The following is a 22,048-nucleotide window of genomic DNA, read 5'->3' on the forward strand; positions in this document are numbered from 1 at the left end:
GCAGGAACATGGCGCTGAACGTCGCGGCCACTGCCCTGGCATTGCTGCTGACACGGCTCACCACTCCGACTACCGGGGCAGCTTGGCGGTGCGCTCGGGGTGGGCAGCAGTGACGTAGCGCATGGCGGTCTGCTCGGTGATGCCGAACAGCCGCATCAGCTTGAGCGGGTCGGCGCACTCCAACGCCTCGTTGAGGATCCGGTCCTGGCGCAGGCCGGCCAGCGTCAGGCCCTTGGGGAGGGTCGCGCGCAGAGTGCCGATACTGACGGCCGGGTGGTCGGGATCGACAGCGGTCTTCTGGCTGACCAGCAGGTGGGGGTTGGCCGAGGCGGGCCACCGCAGGTGGCGGTAGGTCGTCCAGTCGGCGGCGAGTTGGTGGGTGAGCTCCTCCAGGTAGAGGGTGTGCCGCAGCAGACCGCGCTGTACTTCGAGGGTGCCGCGCGAGAGGTCGAGGCCCGTGGTGTGCAGGGTTCGGATCTCGTGTCCGGGCAGTGCGTGGATGGAGGCCAAAGCGACGACGAGGCGGCCGAGCGGCGTTGTCGCCTGGTCGAGCAACCCCATCAGGACGTCGGAGGGGATGGACTTCGGGATCCCCTTGAGATCGCCGGCCGGGAGGTCCTGGGCGGGATTGCGGAAGATCACTCGTTCGCGTTTGAGTGCGCGGAACAGGCTGCGTAGGGCTATGGCCAGTCCTCGACGGGCGTAGCCGGACAAGCCGTCCACGGCGTTCTCGACTTGCTCCTTCGTGATCTCCCTCAGTGAGTCCACGCCGGCCGTCGTGGTCCAGGCGGTGAGGGTGGGCTGGAGGGTGGTGAGGTAGCGGCGGATGCCGTCGTACCCGCGGGGCTCGCCTTCGCGGCGGCCCTGCTCGCGCATGACTTTCACCCAGGTGCCGACCTCGCTCGCGACCAGCTCCGGCAGGGTGGTGAGGGTTGACTCGATCCACACCAGATCCGCGTTCCGATGCAGGTCGGGGTCCTCCACCAGCAGGCCGCGGTCGCGTAGGAACTGGCAAACGGGCTTGGCAGCGAGGTTCGCGTCGATCCGGGCCAGGTCGTGCACGTCGCGTTCGAAGACGGCCGTCTCGGCGCCGAGCCAGTACAGGAGGATCGTGAGCGTGCGGGTGTTCTTCCGGTAGTCCGGCCGCTGTCCCGGTCGATGGCGGGTGAACTCCTCAAGCAAGTACTGGGCGGTCTCGGTCAGCGGCGGCTCTCCCGGAGGCATGCTCCGCAACCGGGCCAGCACCGGGGCCCAGTCGCGCCGAAGGGTGAACAGTGCTTCCTGTCCGCGGCTCGTGTGGAGAGCGGGCCGTCGCTCGTCGTAGTCGGGCGCCTGGTCGTCGGCGACCGGGAACGCCTCGAACGGCCCGCCCTTGCCGGTCGGCAGCGCGATCACCAGCTGCGTGAAACGCCGGGAGGCCGGGCGGGCTTGGTCGATGAGGCGGTAGGGGTGGCAGCTGCGGCAGCGGTCGTCGCGCAGGGCCAACCCGTCGCGGCCGCAGCGGCAGCACCGGCCGCGCCCCGCCCGCTCCCGCCAGTGCCGACACGGATCGCAGACAAATCCTGCCCGTCGGCCGACGGGGATCCAGGCGTCGCAGTCGGTGCACTGGCGGGGCGCCGGGGGCGGTAGCGGCGTCGGAGCGGTGATGTACGGAGTACGGGCTGGCTGGTCCGAGATGGAGAAGCGCATGGGCTCGGGCGCCTCGTCCAAGAGTCCGGCCCGCAGCAAAATCAGGCGGACCGCGTCCCCGTTAGTCGGAAGGTCCCGCAGCATGGCCTCGGGCAGCCGCTCGGCGCCCTCGGCCTCACGCACGGCCAGGGCGAGGCGGACCATCTCGGCGACCTTGTAGCGCCATCCCGCGGTCAACCCGTGCTCGGCCTCCATCGCCTCGATCACCGGCCGGGCCTTCTCCCATCCAGCGACCGGCCGGCCGACGATGGCGCTGACTGTGGCGTCGCCCAGCATGCGGGGCATGGTGAAGAGCGGGATCTGGCCGTGTACCTGCGGCTCCAGCACCGGCGGCGCGGCGGGAGCGGCGTGGTGCTGGCGGAGCTTGGTCCACCACTCGACCCCGACGCTCAGTCCGTTCTTGGTGGGACGGCGCAGTGGTCGGGCCGACGCCGACCGGTCGCCGTACGTGCCGCCGACCGTGAGCTGGACCGGCCGCGGCCGCGCCTCCTCAAGGCCCAGAGCCCACTCGGCGTCTTCCTCAACTCGGATCGCCATGAGGCACGGCTTGCACAGCCCGTCCGTATTCAGGTGTGCCTCATGCCGACACCGTGGGCACACCCCGCGCTCGGGGTACGTCCTCGCCCAGGGCCGGCACCCGTCGCACACCCGATACCAGTGCACCACCAGCCAACCCAGGCCCACCGGGCAGCTCCGCGCTAGCCCCTTCCCACGGCCCACCGTCACCGGCCAACCCCTCAGCTCGGCGGGAGCGAGCGTGGACCGGCACCACGACGACCGCGCGGCACGGGCCGTACCGGGCCTGCGCCTGGCCCTTCCTCTGCGCCGACCGCGCGCTGACCGGACTTCGGCGCGGCCTGCCCCGCCGCGAGCGGCTCGGCCTGGAGCAGGTCGGCGACCGTGCAGTTCAGCGCGGCGCACATCTTGTCCAGGTCATCGAGGCGTACCGTGACCGGCGTGCCGCTCCATAGTGCGGCCACCTTGCTCAGCGACGGGTTGAACCCGACCTGCTGGAAGGCGGCGAGCACCTCGGTCGGCCGCCACAGGTCCCGTTGGGCGGCAACCATCCGCAGATTCCACTTCACCGAAGGTTCCCCTTGTCCATCACCAGTCGCTGGGCTGCCCGGGAGCTGGCCGCCAGATTCGCGAGCTCCGGGTCAGCATGTGCAGTCGCCATGTATCGAAGAGTCGTAGTTGCCCAGTCGTGTCCGAGGACCTTCTGGACCTCCCAAAGTGTCATGCCGCGCTCGTAGTTGTGGGTCGCGCAGGCGTGCCGCAGCAGGTGCGGAAACAGGTCGGTGATCGGACCGGTCAGGTAGTGCGCTGCCGCGGTGTGCAACGCCTTCCGGAACGTCGAAGGCACGATCGCCGGCGCGATCGGCACGTTCAGGTCGGTGATCGCCTTTGACTTGCGCTCCGAAGGCCACAGGGGCGCCCGCGGGTGCTCGGCGTCGTCCCCGAACTCGCCCCGGATCTCCTCGATGTACCACCACAGGAGGGCACGGCCCTCTTGGAAGAGGTAAGCCTCGCGCGGCCGTGGCCCCGAGCCGCGGGCGCCTTTGCCGAGGACGACGAACCGGCCCCACTGGCCGTGCTCCCAGTGGACGTCGCCGAGGCAGACCCCGCACAGCTCCGCCGCGCGCACTCCAGACAGGTAAGCGATCTTCGTCATCACGTAGTCGCGGCAGGCGACTGCGTACTTCCGTGTGTGCGGCAAGTCCTCACGCCAACGGGCGAAGAAGTCCTTCAATGCAGTCTGGGAAGGCGGGATGCGTAGCCCGAAGTCCCCGCGGTGGCGCGGCCGGTTGAACGGGTCGATCGGAGACTCGACGGTGGCGCCGAAGCGGCGCATGATGTCGCCCGCGTACCGCTGCTCGAGGAAGGCGAAGTACGCGTCGATCTTGTTGATCTTTCCGCGCAGTGTCGACTGTGCCCGCTTGCCGGGGCCCGCGAAGTACTTGTCGACCTCCCGGGGCGTCAGTTGCCAGGGGACCGTGCCGTAGTACTCACAGACTTCGATCACCGGCTTGATCAGTCCGTCGAGTGTCGTCGGCGCCAGGCCGGCCGCGTCGCGCGCCCACTGGTACTCCGAGAGCGTGTCGAGGAAGAAGCTCTCCTCGTCGTACGCCGACATGCGGGCCTGACGGCGCCGCTGGAGAGTGACGACGTCTGCGAGCCCGGTCTCGACCGACACCGAAGCCGGGTCCACCGGGACGGCCGGCTCCGGCACGGGGCGTACGAGCGTCAGCACGCGACTTTCGGAATCTGCCACGAAGCCAAACATTACAGCAATCACTCGCAGATTCTGCGAGTTACTGCGGAGATCTCAGGGAAGGACCGCAGCCGGACCCAAGCGGCGATCTACCTGCTGAGATGCGGCTTCGCGACTGTCAGTCGTCCGACGGGAACCCGTGCGTATTCCACTATGGAGGACCGAGCCGTCGGGCAGCATGGTCAGGCGCCGCGGGCGCGTCTTGCCCAGGTAGTCCATCCCTTTGGCCTGGTAGATCGTCCCGTAGTGACCGGGAAAGATCATCTCGGGGCCGTGGGCGGTGAGGCGTGTCCGCGGCTCGGGGTCGCTGTGCGCGACGATTCCGCGGATGCCCCGGGCGGCCGCCAGCCGGAAGGCACGGGCCTGGAACCACGTCTCGGCGTTCGCCGGCACCTCGTCGCGCAACACCAGACGGTTCAGCTCCAGCGAGTCCACGTACGGGACCTTCTGTGCACCGTTGAGCGCACTACCCGCAGGTCAGGTGGTCTTTTGCCTGTGAGGCAATGGCATGACCCACAGGTGCGGCCCTCGGTGTTCTGTCGTCAGTTCCCAGCCTGCTGGTGACCGTGTGTGGTGGCCGCGCACCGGATCCACCTCCCTCCCACCTGGCTCGCGAACTGGGTGGTGGTGAGGTGGTGATATCCGAGTGGTTCACGACGAAGGGGCGGTGGGCATTCCAGGGCGAGTTGGCGGAGCGTGCCGCCTCAGTCGGCTGTCGCGCTCGGCGGTCAGGGGAAGAGCAAACGGGAGCCGGGCTTCGTGGCCGCGCGCATCTTGGTGCGGCTGGTGAGGTAGCTGAAGGAGCTGGACGCATTGCTGCGCGACCTCGGCGCCGCCACCTGGATCTATCCGGCCAGCCTGGCCAGCGTATGCGATCTACAAAGCTCAGCGTGAGTAGGCCGTCATTGTGTCTAGGAGGCTGTACTGGAATGAGGTCACCTCGTGGGTGACACTAGTCCGATTCGTAGCGGCCCACCCTAAATCCTCCCTAGCCTTCCTGCAGCTACGCGCGTGCGGAGGGTCGCCATGAGCAACGAGCTCAATATCTTCTCAGCGAGCACCGGCTCATCAGAGAACGCCCTGTTATATGGCGCGGCGAGCGCGCGCGCTTGGGTGAGCGGATCGCTGCGCGCCGACGACGGGCTGGACTTCTCCGCCGAGTTCGATGCGCAAGTGTCCGCCAAGCTCGGCGGCGAAGTGGCTGGCGGCTTGGCGCGGCTCGGCGCGGATCTGTCAGGGCGCGCTCACGCTGGCGTTCGTTTGCAGGCTGGCATACCTCTGGACCTCTTTGAAGCGGCGGGCGTTATCGCTCGGCTGCGCCTCGAAGCCTCGGTCGATGGCCAGGCCAAAGTGAGCGCATCGATGTCCCTGGGCGAGCTGCAGCGCCTCGTGCTGGATGCCTTCCCCGCCGATGCGCGCCCCTACGTTCGGATTCTCCTCGATGAGGCGAAGGTCGGCGCCTCGGTCTGGGCGCGGGGATCGTTTGCCGCGATGGCCGTCGCGGAACTTCTGGCGGTGGCCGAGCTGTTCCCGCAGGACGGCACAGGCGCCGGAGTGTCGGCATGGTTCAACTACGGGTTCGGCTGGGGGTATGGCGGCGGCTGGGGCGTTGTCGTCAACACGGGGTTCGACACACCAGTCATGTTGCGGAGGATGTCCGCCCAGGCTGGCGCGGACCTTGCGCGAGCACTGGCGTCATACCGGGAACAGGCTGGACTAGCAGACGACGACCCGCTGCTGCCGCTGCTGGACGCCGCGCAAACGGTGCTGCCCATGGCACTCGACGCGGTTGTCACGTGGTGTCGCGACGAGTGGAGCGCAGGGTCGCCCGCCGAGCACGAATCGCTGCTCGACGCGGTGCTCACGGCAGTCCGACGCCTGGCCGCAGACATCTTGGCGCCGCGCCTGCTGCGCCTCGCCCTCGACTTCTTGCTGGCTGAAGTCGGTGGGCTGGACGTCGCGGCGGTACGGCGGTTCTGGGCCGACCTCACGCGGGCCCTGGCGATACTCGATGACCTTTCCCAGGCCGACGGACTCGACGCAGTGGGTGCCGTAGCGCAGCTCCTGCTGACCGCAGTACCCTGGGTGGCGGCCGATCGCGCGGCGCTCGTCCGGTCGGCGATCCGCTGCGCGGTAGCCCTGACCGTACTCGTCGTCCCGGACAGTGGCGATCCAGCAACCCTGCGCGGGGTACTGGCTGCGGATGGCGCACCGGGCCGCCCACTCAGTGAGGTCGCCGCCCAGGTTCTGCTCGACGAGCTGCACGACCTGCTAGTCAGTGAAGACCTCGTCCCTGACTGGCTCGCGGACCTGATGGGCAGCACCGCATCGCTTGTGGCCACCGTCGCGGCCTCGCCATCTGGCGGTATGACGCGTAACGAGGCTGCGGATGTGCTGCGGCGAGCGCTGGATACGGTGACGACCGCGCTGACCGACGCGGGCGTGTGGGACTACCTCGCCACAGTGATGCCGCCGGACATAGTGCGGGCATTGCAGGCGGAAGCCCGCATCCTCGGTGAGCTGTGCGTGGCACTGGTGGACGGCGACGCAGTTGACGCGCACGCAACGCGTGAGGCCGTCTCGACGGGCATCCTCATCCTCATCGGCCGTCCGCTGAGCACCCTGGTACACAGCGTCGCCACACGTGGCTTCGAGGCCGTACCTCCAGCGCTGCGGTCCTTGGCGGACGAACTGGACGCTGGCGACACTCCCGTTGACCTCGAAGCCAGCTGGAATGAGCTCGGTCGGCAAGTGCTGGGCGCTACGGTGGGTTTCCCAGCGGCGCAACTGCTGCGGCATGTCTCCCGTACCGCTGAGCAATGGGCGAATACCATGCTCCCGGGCGAGCTGAATATGCTCGACAGGTTCCTGCTGGCCGACGGGCTGGTAGACGACGTGCTCGCGAGCGGCACACGCGAAGCCATCGCCGCCTACAAGCGCCAGCTGCTGCCCGTGTTCGGTCAGCACGTCGTCGACCACGTCACGCGCAGTCTTGAGTTCCTCGCGCGCGACAGCGTGAACCTCTTCACCGACATGTCCGAGGCGTCGGTGAACATGCTGCTGCGGGCGCTCGAGCTGTCCGCGGTCGTGTCGTTCCGCGCAGCTGAGGCAGCAGTCATCGCAGCCGAACAGGCTGCATCGCAACTGCAGGCGCGCGAGCAGGAACTGATCCGCGAAACCGATCGCCTGGCCGCAGACTTCCTGGCTGGCGTGGCCAGGGTCGCCGACACAATCCGCGCCCTCGATGCGCAGGTGGGTGCCGCGCTCACAGACTGGCTCATCGAGCAGAGCATGGGCCCGGCATCCGCGTCGACGCCCGAGTGGCTACGCGGTGGACTGCGGGCCATCGTCACCGCGGCCGTCAACGCACATACCGGAGGAGCTCTTCAGGCAACATCGCACGTCACGCGGGTGCTGGCGGACACGTTGCAGGTCAGCGCCGAGGCGCTGCGGGTGACGGCCGAGTCGCCGGAGGGCAGCGCCGTGGGCATGCGGGCGTTGCTGGAGTCACTGCTCCGCAGTGACCAGGTGCCTTCCGTCGAGATACCGATCGGAATTGACCTGCCCAACCCCGTGCTGCCGTTCATCCTGCCGTCGATTCACATCGACATCACGCACGTGTCACTGCCCGCGAACGTCGTCGCAGGCGTGGTCACCACACTGATCTTTGACGCCGTCGGCGTCGGGCCTCTGATACGTGCCCTCGATGACACCGCAATGAGCCTGCGTGCCACCCGGACGGCGCTTCAGACCGTGCGCGACGCGATCCGGGCCGGGACCGCTAGCCGAATGCGCGCGGCAATGGACCGAGCACAGCCAACAGCCCTGCTGTCCGTCGAGGTCGTCGGGCCCCGGCCGGGTAGTACCGCAGCGCCCCAGGGCGAAATCGTCTTCCGCATCCCGGGCGCAACGTGGACCTTCGTCGACCCGCGTGGTGAGGGACTTCCCGCGGAGGCCATCAGCCGCGTCCAGGTGCAGGTCAACGGCCGGCTCGTTCCCCTCACCGACATCCAGTGGCGGAACGATGGCGCGGCAATGGAAGGCCACCTGCAGTACGCAGTACAGGGCGGACTGGTGAGCGACCCCAACAGGCCGGCCGTGACAGTGCCTCCTGGACCGGTGGCCCTGGTGGTCCTCGTCACCGACGGCGTCGGCGTGACCTCGGCACAAGCCGCCTGGTACGTCATCATCCCCTCCGAGCAAAGCGTGCTCATTACAGTGCGGGAACCGTGGTTCCCTATCGTGCGCACCAGGCCGTTCATCCCAGTCAACGGCAGGCCCGTGCTCGCCGCGCCGTTGATACGGCCGCTTCAACGCCCTGACCTACAGCGTCGTGATCGCGACGGCCGCGAGCCGGGGGCGCCGCCGCGGCCGTCGCCGAGAGGATAACCGGCATGCCAGGAACCCTGCCCAACCCGTTGTGGGCCATCGCCCGAGAGTTCGGCCGACGGTTGGAGTCGACCGTCGACCTCACTGTCTTCGGCAGCACCCCGGGCACCTTGATCCCTCTGCCGGACGCTCTCGGCGGTGACCCCCTGCAGCGGCCGCAGCTCACGCAGCTCGCCTCCACTTCAGCCGGATTCCTGAGCCTCTTGCGCGCCAAGGCACATTTCTTGATGCTCCCCGAACGGGTCATCGACGACATCCGCACCGCGAAGACGCGCTTCGACTTCAGCGGGTGGTTTGTCAGCGAAGCTGCAGAAACCCGTTACGTGGGAAACACCGTTCTCGCGATCCGCCTGGCACCCGACACGCCAGCCTTTGTTGCCAAGTTGGGAAGCGGGATCGGCGGGGCAATGGAAAGCGAACTCTCCAAAGTGGGGACCATCTTTCACGAACTGTGCCACGCGTGGATGGTGGAGATCGTCGCAGAATCCGGCCCATGGCAAGAACGCGAGCACGCCGGTGTCACTCATTACGCCGACGCGCGCGTCACGGGCGGCGAGTCAGTCAACCCGCGTGCGGCATACCTGGAGGCGGCGGGGGACTACGTCGGCGACCGGGTCGTTGCCTGGTACCGGACGCTGGTAGTGCTAAGTGGCTTACTCGTCATCAAGGGAACGGTGCCCGCCGATCAGCTCACCGAGCCGGTCGAGTCCGTGAGGATGGAATATGACGAGGAGATGGCCAAGCAGCTGTATGGTGCCGTAAGCGGCCTCCCTCTGGCGTCGCCCGGGATGCCGTCAGAACTGCGTGAGGCACTGGATGCAGAGGTGCTGGATAGCCTGCCGCTGACCCGCCCATTCGACAAGACCCCGCTGCGCACCGTGTACGACGCTATCCTCGCCCGGTAGAGGATCACCGGTAACCCACCTATTCAATATGCGACTAACCAGTCCCGAGGGCTGGTGTGCTTGCCGACAGCCATGTGCGGGCTACTCCGCAGGTGCGTGTCGGAGCGCGGCCTCGAGGAGTCGGCTGTTTTCCACCATCAAGCGCTGGTTGACGTTGCGGAGAGCCGTGAGGTCGGCCCCTGTCCGTTGACTGGCGGCCAGCGCGGCATCCCGCTGCCTCCGCAGCTCCTCCAGCTCGGCATCCCGCGTGACCGGCAGACCAAAACCGTCGCGGGCGCGGGCGCCCAGTTCTTGGATGCGCAGCGCACGGAGCTGAGCTCGCGCTTCCGCAAGGTTGCGCCGGAGGGCGGCGTTCTGTTCGAGGAGCATGCGGTTTTCGACCTTCAGGGCTGCTTCTTTGCGAACTGAAGCTGCGGCGGCGGCTCGCGGCCGATCGCCAGCGAGATGGGCACGTACGGCCTCGGCTTCGGCCTTGAGGTCGCGGTGCCGCTGCAGGTACTGCGGATTGACCTCGGCTCGACGAGTGATCTCCGCGTCCGAGAACGGTGTTCGGCTCTTGCGCATCGTGGTCAGGACATCGAGGACGCGCTGTCGGCAACGCTCGCTGTCGGCACGCCGACGTCGCGCGGCCGCCGCCCGTCCGGCCTCGAGCACCGCTGTACGAGCGGACCTGATACCTGTGGGAACTTGGTCCCCGGAGAAGCTGGCTGTACTCGTCAATTCGCGTCCCCAGCCAGAAGAATCGGATCGACAGTCGGTTGGTCAACGTGGTGCCGCCCAGCGAGGACGGCGGCCACGGGGATTACGGCGAGGAACCGGTCCTTGGTGTGGAGCCACGCCTCCACTGTCTCTCTCCTCCGCGGCCAGTGAGCCGAAGTCCGCCTCGCACTTGCTGGTGAGCTCATCGATCTGCCTGATCTCCTGGCGCAGGAGTTCCATGTTCGCTTCGCTCAGCGGGCCGGGCGTGAGCACGGTGTCGTAGGCGCCCTCCATCCGTGCGAGTTGCTCGGCCTTGCTGGAGCGCAGCTGTCGGGCGCCCTCCATCCGTGCGAGTTGCTCGGCCTTGCTGGAGCGCAGCTGTCGCAGTTCGGTGAGGTGGGTGAAGTCTGTAGTGAAGAACTTGCAGGAGAAGCACCGGTAGTACACCGGGCAGCCGCGGCCGTCCGCGCGGACATTGTTCATCTCGTGGCACTGTCCCGCAGGTACTGGGACTGAGCCGACTCCTGCCCGGATCCGGTTGGTGAGGTCTGCCTCGGCCCCGCGGGAGCGCACTCTGCCGCCGGTGAGGTCGAACTGGTACTTCGCGGCGATGGCGCGCACGGCCTCCACGCGTCGGGGGTGGGACGTGCGGTAGTACACCTGTGTCGTGGAGGGATCCTCTGTCAGCCTCACGAAGCGGGCCTGCGCTCCTTCCCCGATACCGCTACGGCTGCCGATACAGACGCAGACGAGAACGTCTAACGAGGAACTTCTAAAGTGCGAGCGCCGAGGGGGTTGCGCTGTCAATATCAACCAGGGAGGAAAAATGAATGATCGGATTGCCGCCGGACTGGCAGAGACGATCCAGGCGCTCCGTAGTGAGCTCACCGCTGCGATGAGCAGTGGCCACAACGAGGCCCTGCGGTTCGAACTGGGGGCCGTGGAGTTGAACGTCACTCTGGCGATCACCCGAGAAGCCGCGGGGGACGCCGGGGTACGGTTCGGCGTGGTGTCCTTCGGAACAAAGGGGCAGATCGGCGACCAGGCTACCCACCAGCTGTCACTGTCTCTGACACCAGTCACCATCGATGGCAACGGTCGGGCCACATCAGTCAAGGTCAACGCCCAAGCAACAGATGAACCGGACTAACGCTCCGTAGCGACGGATATCGAGACGAAGGGCAGCCGGTGCTCAGCGAGAGGCGGGTAGTCGAGATCTATGAGCCTCAAACGGGCTCAGTCGGCTCCGGCTACCTGATCAATGACTACACGGTGCTGACCGCGCGGCATGTTGTCGAGGGCGCCCTACCAGATGGTGGGCCACTCAATCCCCCGCCCCGACGGGAGATGGAGCACGGGCTGGTTGGGCTCGCAGGGGACTACCCGCGTTGCCGCATCCGGCCGTTGCATCGCGGCGGCCAGGCGAGTTTCAACGACGCTGTCGTTGCATGGTGGTCATCACAGATCGATGTGGCCCTGCTAGTCATCACAGACAGCACAGGATGGGAGACCCTGCGGGCCGGGACCAGCGGGGCCTTTGGCAGGCTGCCCATGTGGGCGGATGTAACCGGGGTGCATCCGATCGAGGTCACCGCAGTGGGGTTCCCTGACGGCGACGTAGACGGACGGGTACGTGAGTCTCGACAGATCAAGGGCTTCGTCACACCGCTGTCGGGTGTGAAGAGCGACCGTTGGGTCGTCCAGATCGAGGGCGGAGCCCGCCTTGCTCAGCCGAGTGACGGCAGCACCTGGGCCGGCATGTCGGGGGCGGCACTGTTCGCCGACGATCTGCTCATCGGAATCATTGAATCGGACAAGGCCCCTGGCCATCCCGAGCGAAGAGAGCTGTGGGCGCTGCCGGCCAGGGCCTTTGCCGACGACCCGCACCTAATGGCCTGGGTGAAACGTTGGGGTAATACCTGGATCCGATCTCCGGCAGATCCCGGCGACCCCGTACGGATGCTGCGCCGGATCGTCGATGCCAACCAGCGCCTGCCAGTGCTGGACGACGCATCCACGTCGAAGATCGCGCAGGCTTTGACGGCGTTACAGCATGCGCGCGACGATCAGGTGGGCACGCGGCGTGCCGTGGGACGCGTCCTGGCAATGGTGCGCAGTAAAGGCGTGCTCCACGACGATCTGGATTTCGAGATGTGGAAAGTCGTCTTCAGGTCGTTGCGGGAACTGCGCACGGCTCTGGCGGACGCCTACACCGAACTGGTCGTCACAGGGCCAGAGTCAGTGAGGGCTGCGATCGATGCCATGCTCACTACGATCCGCAGCTACCTGGGACGGCATGAAACGTCCTTCAACCGCCACTCCACCGAGGCAACTGGCAGTTGGATGCAGGTACAAAACAGCTGGCCGGGTCTGCCGCGTGCCTCCCTCGAACTGCTTGCGGTGCGCGAAACCCTGGCCGCGCTAATTTACCCGCTTAATCAGTACGCCGACAAAGGCGAAGTCGCCGAACCAGGGGCTGATGGAAATGTCTGGTTGGCCGCCAGTATTGAGCTCACCACCGCCCAACCCACCTATTTGTCACCGGCAAGAGCCTATTACGGTTATGTCGCTGGCCATGCCGCGTCGGGGGCGCCGCCGGTATCGATGACAGTGCTGGCAACTGCGCTGGAAAGTGAACTGCGCTCGCTGCGTATGGCCGCGCTCGAAGAGATCGCCCAGCGGGCCGGGCAGGGAGACATCCCGGCGGCGAGAGTACTTCTCGATCTGCTGGGCCACCAAGACAGAGAGTTGCGCACACGGGCCGAGAACACGCTGCATGAGCTGCCCCCGGACGCTGCCGAGGACCGCCACGTTCTGCACCTTATCGCTGTGGCCCGCGATCCGCTAAGGGGCTGGGCCACGTCCTTTGACGTGGGGTGGAACCAGGACAGAAGTACGCGAGTACGTGCTGCCGCCCTACGGCTGCTCGCGCCATGGAAGGCAGTACTTGCCCAATCCGTCATTCTCGAACTCGACTTCGACTGAACCCGACGGCGATCTTCTGGAGCCTTGGTGCGGAGTTGAGCACCTGCCACAATCCCAACTTCCGGTGCCGCGGCGTCCGCAGTGCGTTCCGGCCGCTGATCCCGGGCGCCTCGCCGACTGCCGGGTGGTAGTCGCCGCGCGATACATCGGCGAGGACATCCCGACGAGTGCTGAGCGGCCGCAAGTGCGCGCGGAAGCACGGGGGTGCCTCACGACGCGTTCTCATTTCGGATCACGCGGCGCAGGCTGAGCCGCGCGCCGGCCAGATCGTCCTGGACCTCGCTGAGCTGTTCGGTCAGGTCCTTGACCTGGGCCAAGGCATCGTCACGCTCGCCCTGCAGGCGCTGGTTGTCGGTGGTGAGTTCGTCGACGCGGCTTCCAAGGTCGGCGGCACCAATCTGGTCGAGCTGCTGGCCGAGGCTGCGACGGACGGCGCCCTTGAGACGTCCGACTTCTTGGCGTAGGCGCCGGTTGTCCTCCTGGAGGAGCTGCTTCTCCACCTTCCATCCAGCCGGTGCCTTGGCTCCGGCGTGGGCATTGTTGGTCGCGGAGCGTCCCTGACGGCGCCGCGCGGCCTCGATGTGCTCGCGCACGCCCTCGGCGTAGACGAGCCAGTGGGAGACGTTCGCGGCGCGGGCGACCCCGGTGAAGGTGACCGGTTCGTCGTCCGCGATCAGTTGGTCGACGACGGACAGAACGCGAGCGCGCTTGTCGCGCGAGTCCTTCTGCCGCGCCTCGCGCAGGACCTGGGCGGGGGTGCGGGGCTCACTCATCGGGACTTCTCCGGGCGGGGATGGAGGGCACGGGCAGAACGGGTGAGGGTGCTGCGGCGCGGACCTTGCGCAGCACGGCGGAGGCCTCTTCGAGGTGGCGGCGATCGTCTTCCGGCATCAGCTCGATCTGGCGGCGAAGGCTGGTGACGACGTTTTGGAAGGAGTCGATCTGGTCGCTGAAGTTGCGACGAACTCAGCGGTGCCCAGGGCCCTGGCCATCTCGCGGTCGGCCTTGAGAGCCCGGATGTGGTCCTCGACCGCGGGAAGGAAGGAGGGATCGGGGCGGTAGAAGGCGCATCCGGAGCACTGGAAGCGGATCGGGCAGCTACCGCCGCCGGCCTTCACGTTGGACGGCTCGTTGCAGTTGCCGAACGGCACGGCGACGGAGCGGGCCTCGTACGCGGTCGCAGACGGCGTCGGCGCCGGATTGCCGGACCGGTCGACGACGTGCTGGCGCATCGTCTGGACGGCCTTGCGGCGCTTCTCCATAGATACTTTGAAGTACCCCATGGTGGTATCTGTCGATTTGTGATCCATGAGGTCGCGCAGGGTGTTCAGTTTGGTGCCGGCGTCCGCGTGACGCTGGGCGTAGGTGTGGCGGAAGGCGTAGGCGAAGATGCGGCTGCGGTCGAACGGCAGGAGGTTGCCGTCCTTGTCCACGGTTTCGGTGTGCAGTTCCGGCAGGCCGTCGACCCAGCGCCGGAGCATCTTGGCGACGGTGTCCGAGTCGATGCACGCGTCGTAGCCGTGGCGCGCGGTCGGGAACAGGAAGGTCCTCGAGCGGGCGGGGACCTTCAGGGTCCGGCGGATCGCGAGCCACTCTTGCATGGCAAAGGCGGTCTCCCTGCCGATCTCAAGGCGGCGTCTGTTGCGGCGGGCCTTGTGGTTGTCTCAGATCAAGATGTACTCGCTGTCCTGCGCTTCGAGGCAGTCCATCCGGAGCCAGCGCACTTCCCACGGGCGGCGGCCGGTGTCGCGCAGCAGGATGTAGACGGTGCGCAGCATAGCCTTCACCACCTTGGGCGCCATGTCCCCGTAGGCGAAGTCGTCGCCGATCAGGTGGATTTGGGCGTCGAGCTGGGCGACGACGTACTCCGGGATGGCCTTGCCGGCCATGTCCTCGGCGGGGTCCTCGTACGGGATCTTGTGGTGCGGGTGGCGGGCGAAGACGGAGGCGACATGGTCGAGGATCTGAAGGCGCCGGCCGAAGTCGAGCAGCTGGCAGAAGTGCGCGAGGAGCTCGGCGCGGGATCCGTAGCCGAGGGTGGCGGTGCCGTCCTGGCGCTTGCGGTCGCGGATCGCGGCGACAACCGCGTCCATGTCCGTGACCTTCAGGGCGCCGGGGTCATGCCCGCCGCCGGGTCGCGCGGACAGGGCGCGCGACGCCGACATGCAGCCCTCGAAGGTGACCCGGAAGTCGTTGTTGTCGGGGGTGGTCTCCTTGACCCAGTCGGCGAGAAGGCGGCGCAGCCACTCCTGTCGGATCTGCGTGACGTCCAGCTGGCGCGAGGACACGCGGACACCGGATCGTGTGCGTGAGCGTAGTCCGAGGTCGCCGAGTTCCCAAACCGGCCGGTCCAGCGGGTCGGCGCCCCGGAAGCGGTCGAAAGCTCCGCGCACGAGACGTACGACGTCGTTCCAGTGGGCCTCGCAGTTGCGGTCGAGGTATCCGAGGTCGCCGAGCTTCTTGTCCGTGAGCTCGGCGATGGACGAGACGCACTTGAGTCCCCGGACCATCAGCCGCATCCCCACCGGGCTGAGGGTCGGGCGCTGCTTGTCACGTTCCGCCAGTGCGAAGTGGAGCTCGTGACGGAGCAGTTCGGGCAGGCCGACGAGCGAGAACTGGAAGCCCGTAAGCCACGGTGGCTGCACCGCGGCCCACTCCTCCAGGCCTTCGTGGATTGGTCCCTTCACGCCGGTCGCGTTCCGGTGACGGCGCCAGCGATCACGGTGGTACGTGCATAGCGGCACCCGGCCATGGGCGCTGCCGGCGCAGGCCCCGACCAGGCATGGTGTGCCCGGCGGGAGGGGCTCGGCCTCGGCCTGGAGCCACACGTCAAGCGCCAGAATGGTCCTCCCTCTGTTCCGGAGGTAGCGCCATCTTGTGTAGTGCGGGGTGCACGCGCCACGCGACTGGGCCTCCAGGGCGCAGCGCGCGCCGTCACGCTCGACCGTGCACGGAGGCCGTTCCCCCGGCAGGGAGCGAACCAGGGTCCGGCGGCCGACCGTGGCGAACTCCTCGCGGCTCAGTCCGCTTTCAAGGAACTGCTCGTAGCAGGACCGGCACAGGTGCCGAGTCGCGCGGACCGCGACGTGGCAGCCGGCGCTGTTGCACCGCCATATGGCGGTTTCGTCCTTGTCCGGATCGCCGGTGAACAGCCAGTTCGCCGCATCCCATTCGTCCGGCCGCCAGTCTGGCTCGGTGTTCTCGATCAGCCAGGCCATCCACCCTGCGCGGTCAACGGGCAGCGTGACGACGCGGGGCTCGGCCACGGCGGCCGTCATCTCGATGGTCATCGCGCCATCTCCCGGCGTCGGGCGTCCGCGCGCTCGACCGCGGCCCGCCGGGATCCCTCGTCGACGTGGACGTACGGGGCCATGGACGACTCGGAAGTGTGCCCGAGGAGGTCGGAGACTACCGACCGGTCGGTGCCCTGGCGGATCCACTCGGTGGCGGCGCTGTGACGGATCATGTGGGGCCGGGCGATCAGGTCCGCGCGCCGGGCGAGCCGGTCGAACAGCCCCTTGACTCCGGAGTACGTCATCGCCTGTCCGAGCGGCTCCCGGAAGAGGTTGACCAGCACCTGCTCGGTGAAGTCTGCCTGCGGGACCGCCGAGCGCTCGTGCAGGTAGTCGGCGTAGCAGATGCCGAGCTCGCTGGTCACCGGGATGGCGCGCGGCTTCCGCGACTTCGCCCACGCGCCGTTGCTGTTCAAGCGGCGCCGTACGTGCACGTGCGGGCCCTTGACCTGGCAGCCGAAAGCCTGTGAGTCGGCCAGGAGGTGCATGTCCTCGCGGCGCAGGCCGAGCGCCTCGCCGATCCTCATGCCGGTGCACCACAGCAGGAGCACCACCAGGAAGCGGTCCCGCGCGTGCCGGGTCGCGTCGATCAGGCGGGCGATCTGCTCAACTGTCAGCCACTCGATCCCCGAGTCGACGCCCCGGAGCCTGAGTATTCGCGAGCGGACCGTACGGTGCTGGTCGTTCTCGCCCGGGCTGAAGCCTTTCGGCAGATGCCGCAGGTAGCGGGGCTCGGTCAGCTGCCCGGCGAGTTCAGGATCGACCCACTTCATGCGTACGCCGAAGCTCAGGAACTCGCAGACCGTGCCCACGATCGCGTTCGCGGCGTTCTCGTCGCGGAATCGTTCCGGCCCGCCCCCGCCGCGGGCCCGTGAAGGCAGAGGCTCTGCCACCAGCCAGTGCAGGAAGCGCGCGAGCTGCCACACGGTGATCTGCGCCCAGTCCAGGCGGTGGAAGCTGCAGTACGACAGGTACAGCGCCGACCGCCCGGCGTACGTCCTCTCTGTGTTGTAGGCCCGGCCGGCGTCTCGTAGACCTGCGAGGAACAGCGAGCCTTCACGGTGGAGGGCGTAGTCGTCAGTTCCGACGATCACCCACCCTGTCTTGTCCTGGGCCAGCGTCGCCCGCTCTGCGCGGAACGACGTGACAAACGTGCCTGTGATGCCGAACACCCCTTGGATACTGATGATCCGGCCAGTTCAGCATGCATGTGGCTGACGTGGCTGTTGGAAAGATCACGGTGAAGATAACGGGCCACGAGCCGCTGTAATGGTGGGCGCGGACGAAGGCCTTCGCCGTGTGGACCAGGTCGTTCGGCATCTCGCGGACGCGGTAGCGGGTGGGGTCGAAACCGCCTTCACCGGCCGGCCTCCAGCTGTGCCGGCGGTTCTTCCACCGCTGGCAGACGGCGCCGAGATCGAGCGGCGGTTGTTCGAACGCAGACATCACAAGGGTCCTCTCGGGCGGTGAGTCGGTGAGCTGCGCCGGTCCGGGGTTGCCGCCTCCGGACCGGAGCGGTTGGTGGGTCAGGTTGTGGTGGGGAGCATCAGCTGACGGGGGGCGTGCAGTACTTCCAGGACGCGTTCGCGCCAGCGCATCGCCCAGTGCACGCAGTTGGAGCAGCTCTTGTGCTTGCCCTCGCACTGGGGCAGGGGGCGGACCAGCGGGCGTCGCCCGACCAGGCGAGGGAATCGGCGGAGGCCAGGTATTCGGCGCAGGATTCGAGGGCCTGGGTCTTCAGTCCGAAGCCGTGCAGGCGCAGGCCGGCGGCGGCCACGGTGGCGAGCACGGCTTCGACGTCCTTGACCGACTTGCGGCGGCAGACGGAGCCGACCCCGACCAGCGGGTAGTCCGCCAGTCGCACGCCGCGCTTGTCGTACAGGTCCAGGCATGCTTCGTAGTCGGCCGGGTGCCAGCCCTGCACGGTCGGGATGATGTCGACGCCGGGCTCCTCGGCCATCAGGTCGACGAAGTTGCCCACGGTGCGGTCGATGTGCTCGCGCACCGACAGGCCCGTCTTGGCGATCATGTCGGGCTCGCACATCCAGTCCCGCGGCCCGGCCCAGACCAGCAGGCCGATCTCGTCGCGATACCGGCGCAGCTCCTGGACGTAGGCGTGCGGGCTGACCGTCCAGCCGCCGTGGTCGCCGAGTTCGGAGAAGGCACCCGAGTCGCACACCCAGGCTTCAGCGGCGCGCGGCAGCGTCGCACGGTCGGCCAGCGTGGAGCGCGAGACGCACATCGGCACGCCCCACGTGGAGAGCCACTTGGCATGGTGCCCGCCGATCCAGAACCTCGGCCCCTCGGCCGGCGAGTCGCTCGGGTGGAAGCCGAGACCGTACTCACAGCGGCAGACGCAGCTGCCCATGGTGCAAAACCCGCAGTCCAGGCACTGGTCGTGGTAGCAGTGGCCGCAGGCATAGCGGACAGCGGGCGTGCACCTGCACGTCTCGGCGTCTACCGGCGGCGTCAGCACCGGGTGGGCTGGGGCGGTCAGTACAGCGTTCACGGGAGGATCCTTCGAGTTGGTGAGCGGAGCCGGGCTCGGGGTTGCCGCCCCGAGCCCGGCAGGGCGGATCAATGGGGGAGGGGATCGCCGGTCTGGCCGTGGCACGTCACGTTGAAGGCGGGATCGGCGCACCGGGCCGCGAGCTGCGAGCCGCTCCAGTCCTCGGCCTTGACGGACTGCACCAGGTGCCCGACGGGACACAGGACCAGGACCCGGCCGTAGGAGGTGCTGCGCACGACCGGAGGACCGCCGTGGGGCAGAGGACCGGGGCGCCCGGACAGCTGGCCGAGCACCTCGGCGGCCCGCTCCTCGCAGACCTCGAACAGGCCGAACTCGTCCTCGGCTGCGTCCACCCGGCGGTGAGCGTCGGCAGCTGCGGTTCGCGCCCGGTACACCTCGGCCAGGGCGTACGCGGCCTGACGCTCACGGGCGACGGCGAACAGCGGCTCCATCTGCGCGCGCTGCTCCTGCAGCACCTCGGCGGCGGCCTCCGCGACCTTCGGGCGTACCGCCCGGACGGAGGCGAGGTAGTCGTCCTGGTTGCACATGACCCGGACCAGCTCCCACCGCTCGCCGGCGACCTGCTTGAAGGTGGCGGTGAAGGTCAGCGGGATACGGAAGTGGGTGGCGACGCGCACGGCGACTCCCAGCAGCGGACCGGGGTCGGTGGAGTCGGCGAACTTGGGACAGAGCGTGAACAGGGCGGGCCGGCCGCCGACCTGGCCGGAGATCCGGAGTTCGGGGGGACCAGCGCTGTGGTCGTAGGCGGCGGACGGATGCGCGGTTGGATCGGTGGAGTTCACGAGGGAGCCTCCTTGGTGGCTGCAGTCGGGTTGGTGGGTGGCCGGTCCGGGGTTGCCGCCCCGGACCGGACGTGGGGCGAAACGGGGAGCGCCGCGGGTGTCGGCGCCCGCGTCAGATGTCTGCACTGGGTGGGGCGCCACGCCCCCAAGGGCTCAGGACGGCCCGCGGCTCGCGCACCCCTCGTCGGCGTTCGAGGCGCGCGGCTAGCAGCAGATCGAGGATCCGCCGGCCTTTGACCTCTGCCTGGTGGCGCAGGGCTGCGGGCATCTGGGCGGGGAGCATCACCCGCCTCGCCCGCAGGTCGATCTCCAGCGTGACGGTGCGCACCAGGGTGCGGGCGTTCTCCCGGCCGGCGTACAGGTGCAGCCGCGCCTCGATGCGGTGGTCGACGGGGGTGAGCTGTGCGTACTCGTTGCCCCAGGCGCGGTCCTCGACGTCGGGACAGATCCGCACCCGGGCGGGTACCGTGCGGCCGGTGGGCACTTCGCGGTCGTTGAGTGGGGCGGTGGGGTCCTTCTCCCGGCGCGTCACGTGCTCGTGGAAGGGGTACCAGCCGGGCCCGTAGACGAAGGCTTGGGCATCCAAGACGTATGCCCGGTCGGCGAGTTCCAGTTTCACGCCGTACGAGTAGCGCTCGTTCCTCGGGGCGACGTGGAGGTCCAGGGACGGGACCTCGTGGGACGGCGGGGCAGGGTCGCGGTGGGGGAGGGCAGTCAGGTCGGCGGGGGCGAACGTTGTGCGGGTGTTGCCCAACTCGTCCGGGCCGTGCGCGCCGTCGCTCACCACCGTGCGGACCAGGCGGGGGACGGCACGGTCGCGCACGGTGGCGCGCAGCGCGACAGCCGAGCCCTCGACGGCGATCAGCTCCTGGAAGTCCCGGTCCGACCGGGCCGTGCCCAGATGGTGCTGGACCTCGCGCAGCGCTCGGGAGATACGGCGGCCGAGCGGGTCTTCCGGGTCCGCGCGGCGGGTCGCGGGCAGAACGAGGGCGGCGTCCGGATGCCACTGGTCGGACAGGACCTGCCACGGCCCGGGCTCCAGCAGGGAGGCGACCTCGCCGGCGAGCTGCCCGCCCTCGGTCAGCTCATGCAGGACGACGGCGGTGAGGCGGGCGGTGGACGGTGCATCCCAGGAGCCGCCAAGGACCAGGCTGAGCCCGCCCGGGCTGCCCAGAGTGACGCTGAGCCTCCTGCCCTCCAGCCAGGCCTCCGCATAACCGAACCGGACGACCAGCCCCCGCTCCCCGGGCCGCCGGAAGAAAGCGCCGGTGGTGAGCAGGCGGGCAACAGCTTCCAGCGGCGGATGGGCGTCGCGGGCGTCGGGCAGGGCCGGGGCGTAGCGGGCGGCCGCATCAAGGAAGCGGGACATGACGGCGGGCGGGTGTGCGCTGATGCGCGCGGTGCAGATCCGGGCGGGGCCGGTGGGCGACGGCGCGAACAGGGCGGCCTCAAGCTGGCCGTGCTGCTCGCGCGTGCGCAGGGTCAGCCGGTAGCCGCCGGGGAGGTCGGCGCGGGTGCGGTCCCGGTCGCGCAGTTGGTGTTCGACGATGGTGTCGGAGATGGCGTAGGTCGGCGTGGCGGGCTCGAACTTGTACATGGCACAGGCCTCCAACGGCGTTCGGAGCAGGAGGAGCTGGGCGGTCAGCGGGTGATGCGGGCCCGGGCGCGGTCGGCCTGGACGTGGACGGCATCGGCGTGCGCGGCGGCGCGCACCTTCTCGGCCCACTCGGCGGCACGCTGCGCCAGTCCGGCGAGGGGCACGAGGGCGGCGTCCTGGTGGCGGCGGGCGCGGTCCATCAGCGCCGCGCGTTCGGCGCTCAGTTCCTCGGCGGCGTACGCGGCGATCGCTTCGGCCCCGTGGCGGCGGGTGACGCGTCCGAAGGGGCAGGAGCCTTCCTCCTGCTCGATGACGGCGAGGTCGGCGGCGGGCCAGCCGGTCTCCTTGTCGCGCGGGCCGAGCTGGATGTCGAGCACGCACACCGCGTCCGGGTCGTGCAGGCCGTCAGCCTGGTAGCGGATGTGCGGCCGGGGCATGGGCCCGGTCTGGCGCTCGGTGTGCGCGCGCCACAGTTCGGGGGAGGGGTCCTCCTCGTCCTGGTGGAGGCGCTGAAGGTAGGAGAGCAGGGCGGGCAGCTGCCATGCGGGGGTGCCGAACGGCGCGGCCGGCATGGCGAGCCCGGTGCGGGCGATCAGGCCTGTGTGGTTGCTGACGGCGGCCTGAGCGACGAACACAGGCGCGTGGAGGCGGAGTTCGGAGCGGAGCATGGCGAGGCCTTCCGGGCGGGCACCGCACAGAGAGGGGGAAGGAGGAGGGGCCCGGGCCGGACCGGTCAGGTCCCGCCCCGGGCAGTAGGTCAGGACGCGTCCTCGGAGTCCTCGGCGCTCGCGCCGTCCGGGGTGTCCTCGGAGTGTTGCGGCTCGCTTGAAGGTGAGCAGGGCAAGGTTCTCTGAGCTGGGCCTTGCTCACTTTGGAGAGCGGATCGCTCTGTGAGGACATGGTGCAG

At 68.5% G+C, this 22,048-nt stretch carries 17 protein-coding genes and 1 pseudogene; 4 read left to right on the forward strand and 14 right to left on the reverse strand.

Annotated elements, in window-relative coordinates; translation table 11 throughout:
• Window positions 1-69 precede the first annotated feature (69 nt).
• The 4 genes from AB0412_RS30820 to AB0412_RS30835 all read right to left on the reverse strand — a co-directional run bounded on the left by AB0412_RS30820 (window position 70) and on the right by AB0412_RS30835 (window position 4,396).
• A complete protein-coding gene (locus AB0412_RS30820; RefSeq protein ID WP_366405875.1) occupies window positions 70-2,226 on the reverse strand; it encodes a hypothetical protein in 2,157 nt (718 codons plus the stop codon).
• Window positions 2,227-2,426: 200 nt separating this feature from the next.
• On the reverse strand, window positions 2,427-2,756 hold the full coding sequence (locus AB0412_RS30825) for a helix-turn-helix transcriptional regulator (RefSeq protein ID WP_366405876.1): 330 nt from the start codon (window positions 2,754-2,756) through the stop codon (window positions 2,427-2,429).
• Between the two features lie 14 nt (window positions 2,757-2,770).
• Window positions 2,771-3,898 carry a site-specific integrase gene (locus AB0412_RS30830; protein WP_366405895.1) on the reverse strand — a complete coding sequence of 376 codons (1,128 nt, stop codon included), beginning with the start codon at window positions 3,896-3,898 and terminating at the stop codon, window positions 2,771-2,773.
• A gap of 117 nt (window positions 3,899-4,015) precedes the next feature.
• Complete coding sequence (locus AB0412_RS30835; protein ID WP_366405877.1) at window positions 4,016-4,396, reverse strand: hypothetical protein; 381 nt, start codon at window positions 4,394-4,396, stop codon at window positions 4,016-4,018.
• 591 nt (window positions 4,397-4,987) lie between these two features.
• Here AB0412_RS30835 and AB0412_RS30840 point away from each other — a divergent pair.
• Together AB0412_RS30840 and AB0412_RS30845 are read left to right on the forward strand one after the other, a co-directional pair.
• Complete coding sequence (locus AB0412_RS30840; protein ID WP_366405878.1) at window positions 4,988-8,350, forward strand: hypothetical protein; 3,363 nt, start codon at window positions 4,988-4,990, stop codon at window positions 8,348-8,350.
• Between the two features lie 5 nt (window positions 8,351-8,355).
• On the forward strand, window positions 8,356-9,255 hold the full coding sequence (locus AB0412_RS30845; RefSeq protein ID WP_366405879.1) for a hypothetical protein: 900 nt from the start codon (window positions 8,356-8,358) through the stop codon (window positions 9,253-9,255).
• Between the two features lie 81 nt (window positions 9,256-9,336).
• Here the strand turns inward: AB0412_RS30845 and AB0412_RS30850 are convergent, their stop codons facing one another.
• Together AB0412_RS30850 and AB0412_RS30855 are read right to left on the reverse strand one after the other, a co-directional pair.
• Window positions 9,337-9,909: a hypothetical protein gene (locus tag AB0412_RS30850; RefSeq protein WP_366405880.1), complete on the reverse strand. Its 573-nt coding sequence runs from the start codon at window positions 9,907-9,909 to the stop codon at window positions 9,337-9,339.
• Window positions 9,910-10,017: 108 nt separating this feature from the next.
• Complete coding sequence (locus tag AB0412_RS30855; RefSeq protein WP_366405881.1) at window positions 10,018-10,647, reverse strand: hypothetical protein; 630 nt, start codon at window positions 10,645-10,647, stop codon at window positions 10,018-10,020.
• 133 nt (window positions 10,648-10,780) lie between these two features.
• On the opposite strand from AB0412_RS30855, the gene AB0412_RS30860 reads away from it, so the two are divergent.
• Window positions 10,781-11,104, forward strand: a complete 324-nt coding sequence (locus AB0412_RS30860; protein WP_366405882.1) for a trypco2 family protein — start codon at window positions 10,781-10,783, stop codon at window positions 11,102-11,104.
• Window positions 11,105-11,142: 38 nt separating this feature from the next.
• Window positions 11,143-12,939 (forward strand): serine protease, encoded by a 1,797-nt coding sequence (locus AB0412_RS30865; protein ID WP_366405883.1) that lies wholly within the window; start codon window positions 11,143-11,145, stop codon window positions 12,937-12,939.
• A 209-nt stretch (window positions 12,940-13,148) separates the two neighbouring features.
• Here AB0412_RS30865 and AB0412_RS30870 read toward each other — a convergent pair whose 3' ends face one another.
• From AB0412_RS30870 to AB0412_RS30905, 8 genes and pseudogenes are all read right to left on the reverse strand, one after another.
• Window positions 13,149-13,712: a DUF6262 family protein gene (locus AB0412_RS30870; RefSeq protein ID WP_366405884.1), complete on the reverse strand. Its 564-nt coding sequence runs from the start codon at window positions 13,710-13,712 to the stop codon at window positions 13,149-13,151.
• A 117-nt stretch (window positions 13,713-13,829) separates the two neighbouring features.
• Window positions 13,830-14,573: pseudogene (locus tag AB0412_RS30875) on the reverse strand (tyrosine-type recombinase/integrase); the annotation flags it as partial.
• Between the two features lie 30 nt (window positions 14,574-14,603).
• Window positions 14,604-16,229 carry a hypothetical protein gene (locus tag AB0412_RS30880; RefSeq protein ID WP_366405885.1) on the reverse strand — a complete coding sequence of 542 codons (1,626 nt, stop codon included), beginning with the start codon at window positions 16,227-16,229 and terminating at the stop codon, window positions 14,604-14,606.
• Window positions 16,226-17,326, reverse strand: coding sequence for a tyrosine-type recombinase/integrase (locus tag AB0412_RS30885; RefSeq protein WP_366405886.1), 1,101 nt, complete (start codon window positions 17,324-17,326; stop codon window positions 16,226-16,228). Before AB0412_RS30885 ends, AB0412_RS30880 begins: the two co-directional genes overlap by 4 nt.
• Before the next feature lie 452 nt (window positions 17,327-17,778).
• Window positions 17,779-18,741, reverse strand: a complete 963-nt coding sequence (locus AB0412_RS30890; RefSeq protein WP_366405887.1) for a hypothetical protein — start codon at window positions 18,739-18,741, stop codon at window positions 17,779-17,781.
• Window positions 18,742-18,809: 68 nt separating this feature from the next.
• A complete protein-coding gene (locus tag AB0412_RS30895; protein ID WP_366405888.1) occupies window positions 18,810-19,544 on the reverse strand; it encodes a hypothetical protein in 735 nt (244 codons plus the stop codon).
• Window positions 19,545-19,656: 112 nt separating this feature from the next.
• The gene (locus tag AB0412_RS30900; protein ID WP_366405889.1) at window positions 19,657-21,141 is read right to left on the reverse strand and encodes a hypothetical protein; all 1,485 of its coding nucleotides are present in this window, start codon (window positions 21,139-21,141) and stop codon (window positions 19,657-19,659) included.
• A 44-nt stretch (window positions 21,142-21,185) separates the two neighbouring features.
• Window positions 21,186-21,809, reverse strand: coding sequence for a hypothetical protein (locus tag AB0412_RS30905; protein WP_366405890.1), 624 nt, complete (start codon window positions 21,807-21,809; stop codon window positions 21,186-21,188).
• Window positions 21,810-22,048: the final 239 nt, after the last annotated feature.

This window comes from Streptomyces sp. NPDC052012, assembly GCF_040689265.1.
Taxonomy (GTDB): Bacteria; Actinomycetota; Actinomycetes; order Streptomycetales; family Streptomycetaceae; genus Streptomyces.

Excerpts from the sequence above, each read along its gene's own strand:
- AB0412_RS30820 (WP_366405875.1), bottom strand. The coding sequence starts at position 2,226 with ATGGCGATCCGAGTTGAGGAAGACGCCGAGTGGGCTCTGGGCCTTGAG.
- AB0412_RS30825 (WP_366405876.1), bottom strand. The coding sequence starts at position 2,756 with ATGGTTGCCGCCCAACGGGACCTGTGGCGGCCGACCGAGGTGCTCGCC.
- AB0412_RS30840 (WP_366405878.1), top strand. The coding sequence starts at position 4,988 with ATGAGCAACGAGCTCAATATCTTCTCAGCGAGCACCGGCTCATCAGAG.
- AB0412_RS30845 (WP_366405879.1), top strand. The coding sequence starts at position 8,356 with ATGCCAGGAACCCTGCCCAACCCGTTGTGGGCCATCGCCCGAGAGTTC.
- AB0412_RS30860 (WP_366405882.1), top strand. The coding sequence starts at position 10,781 with ATGAATGATCGGATTGCCGCCGGACTGGCAGAGACGATCCAGGCGCTC.
- AB0412_RS30870 (WP_366405884.1), bottom strand. The coding sequence starts at position 13,712 with ATGAGTGAGCCCCGCACCCCCGCCCAGGTCCTGCGCGAGGCGCGGCAG.
- AB0412_RS30880 (WP_366405885.1), bottom strand. The coding sequence starts at position 16,229 with ATGACCATCGAGATGACGGCCGCCGTGGCCGAGCCCCGCGTCGTCACG.
- AB0412_RS30900 (WP_366405889.1), bottom strand. The coding sequence starts at position 21,141 with ATGTACAAGTTCGAGCCCGCCACGCCGACCTACGCCATCTCCGACACC.
- AB0412_RS30905 (WP_366405890.1), bottom strand. The coding sequence starts at position 21,809 with ATGCTCCGCTCCGAACTCCGCCTCCACGCGCCTGTGTTCGTCGCTCAG.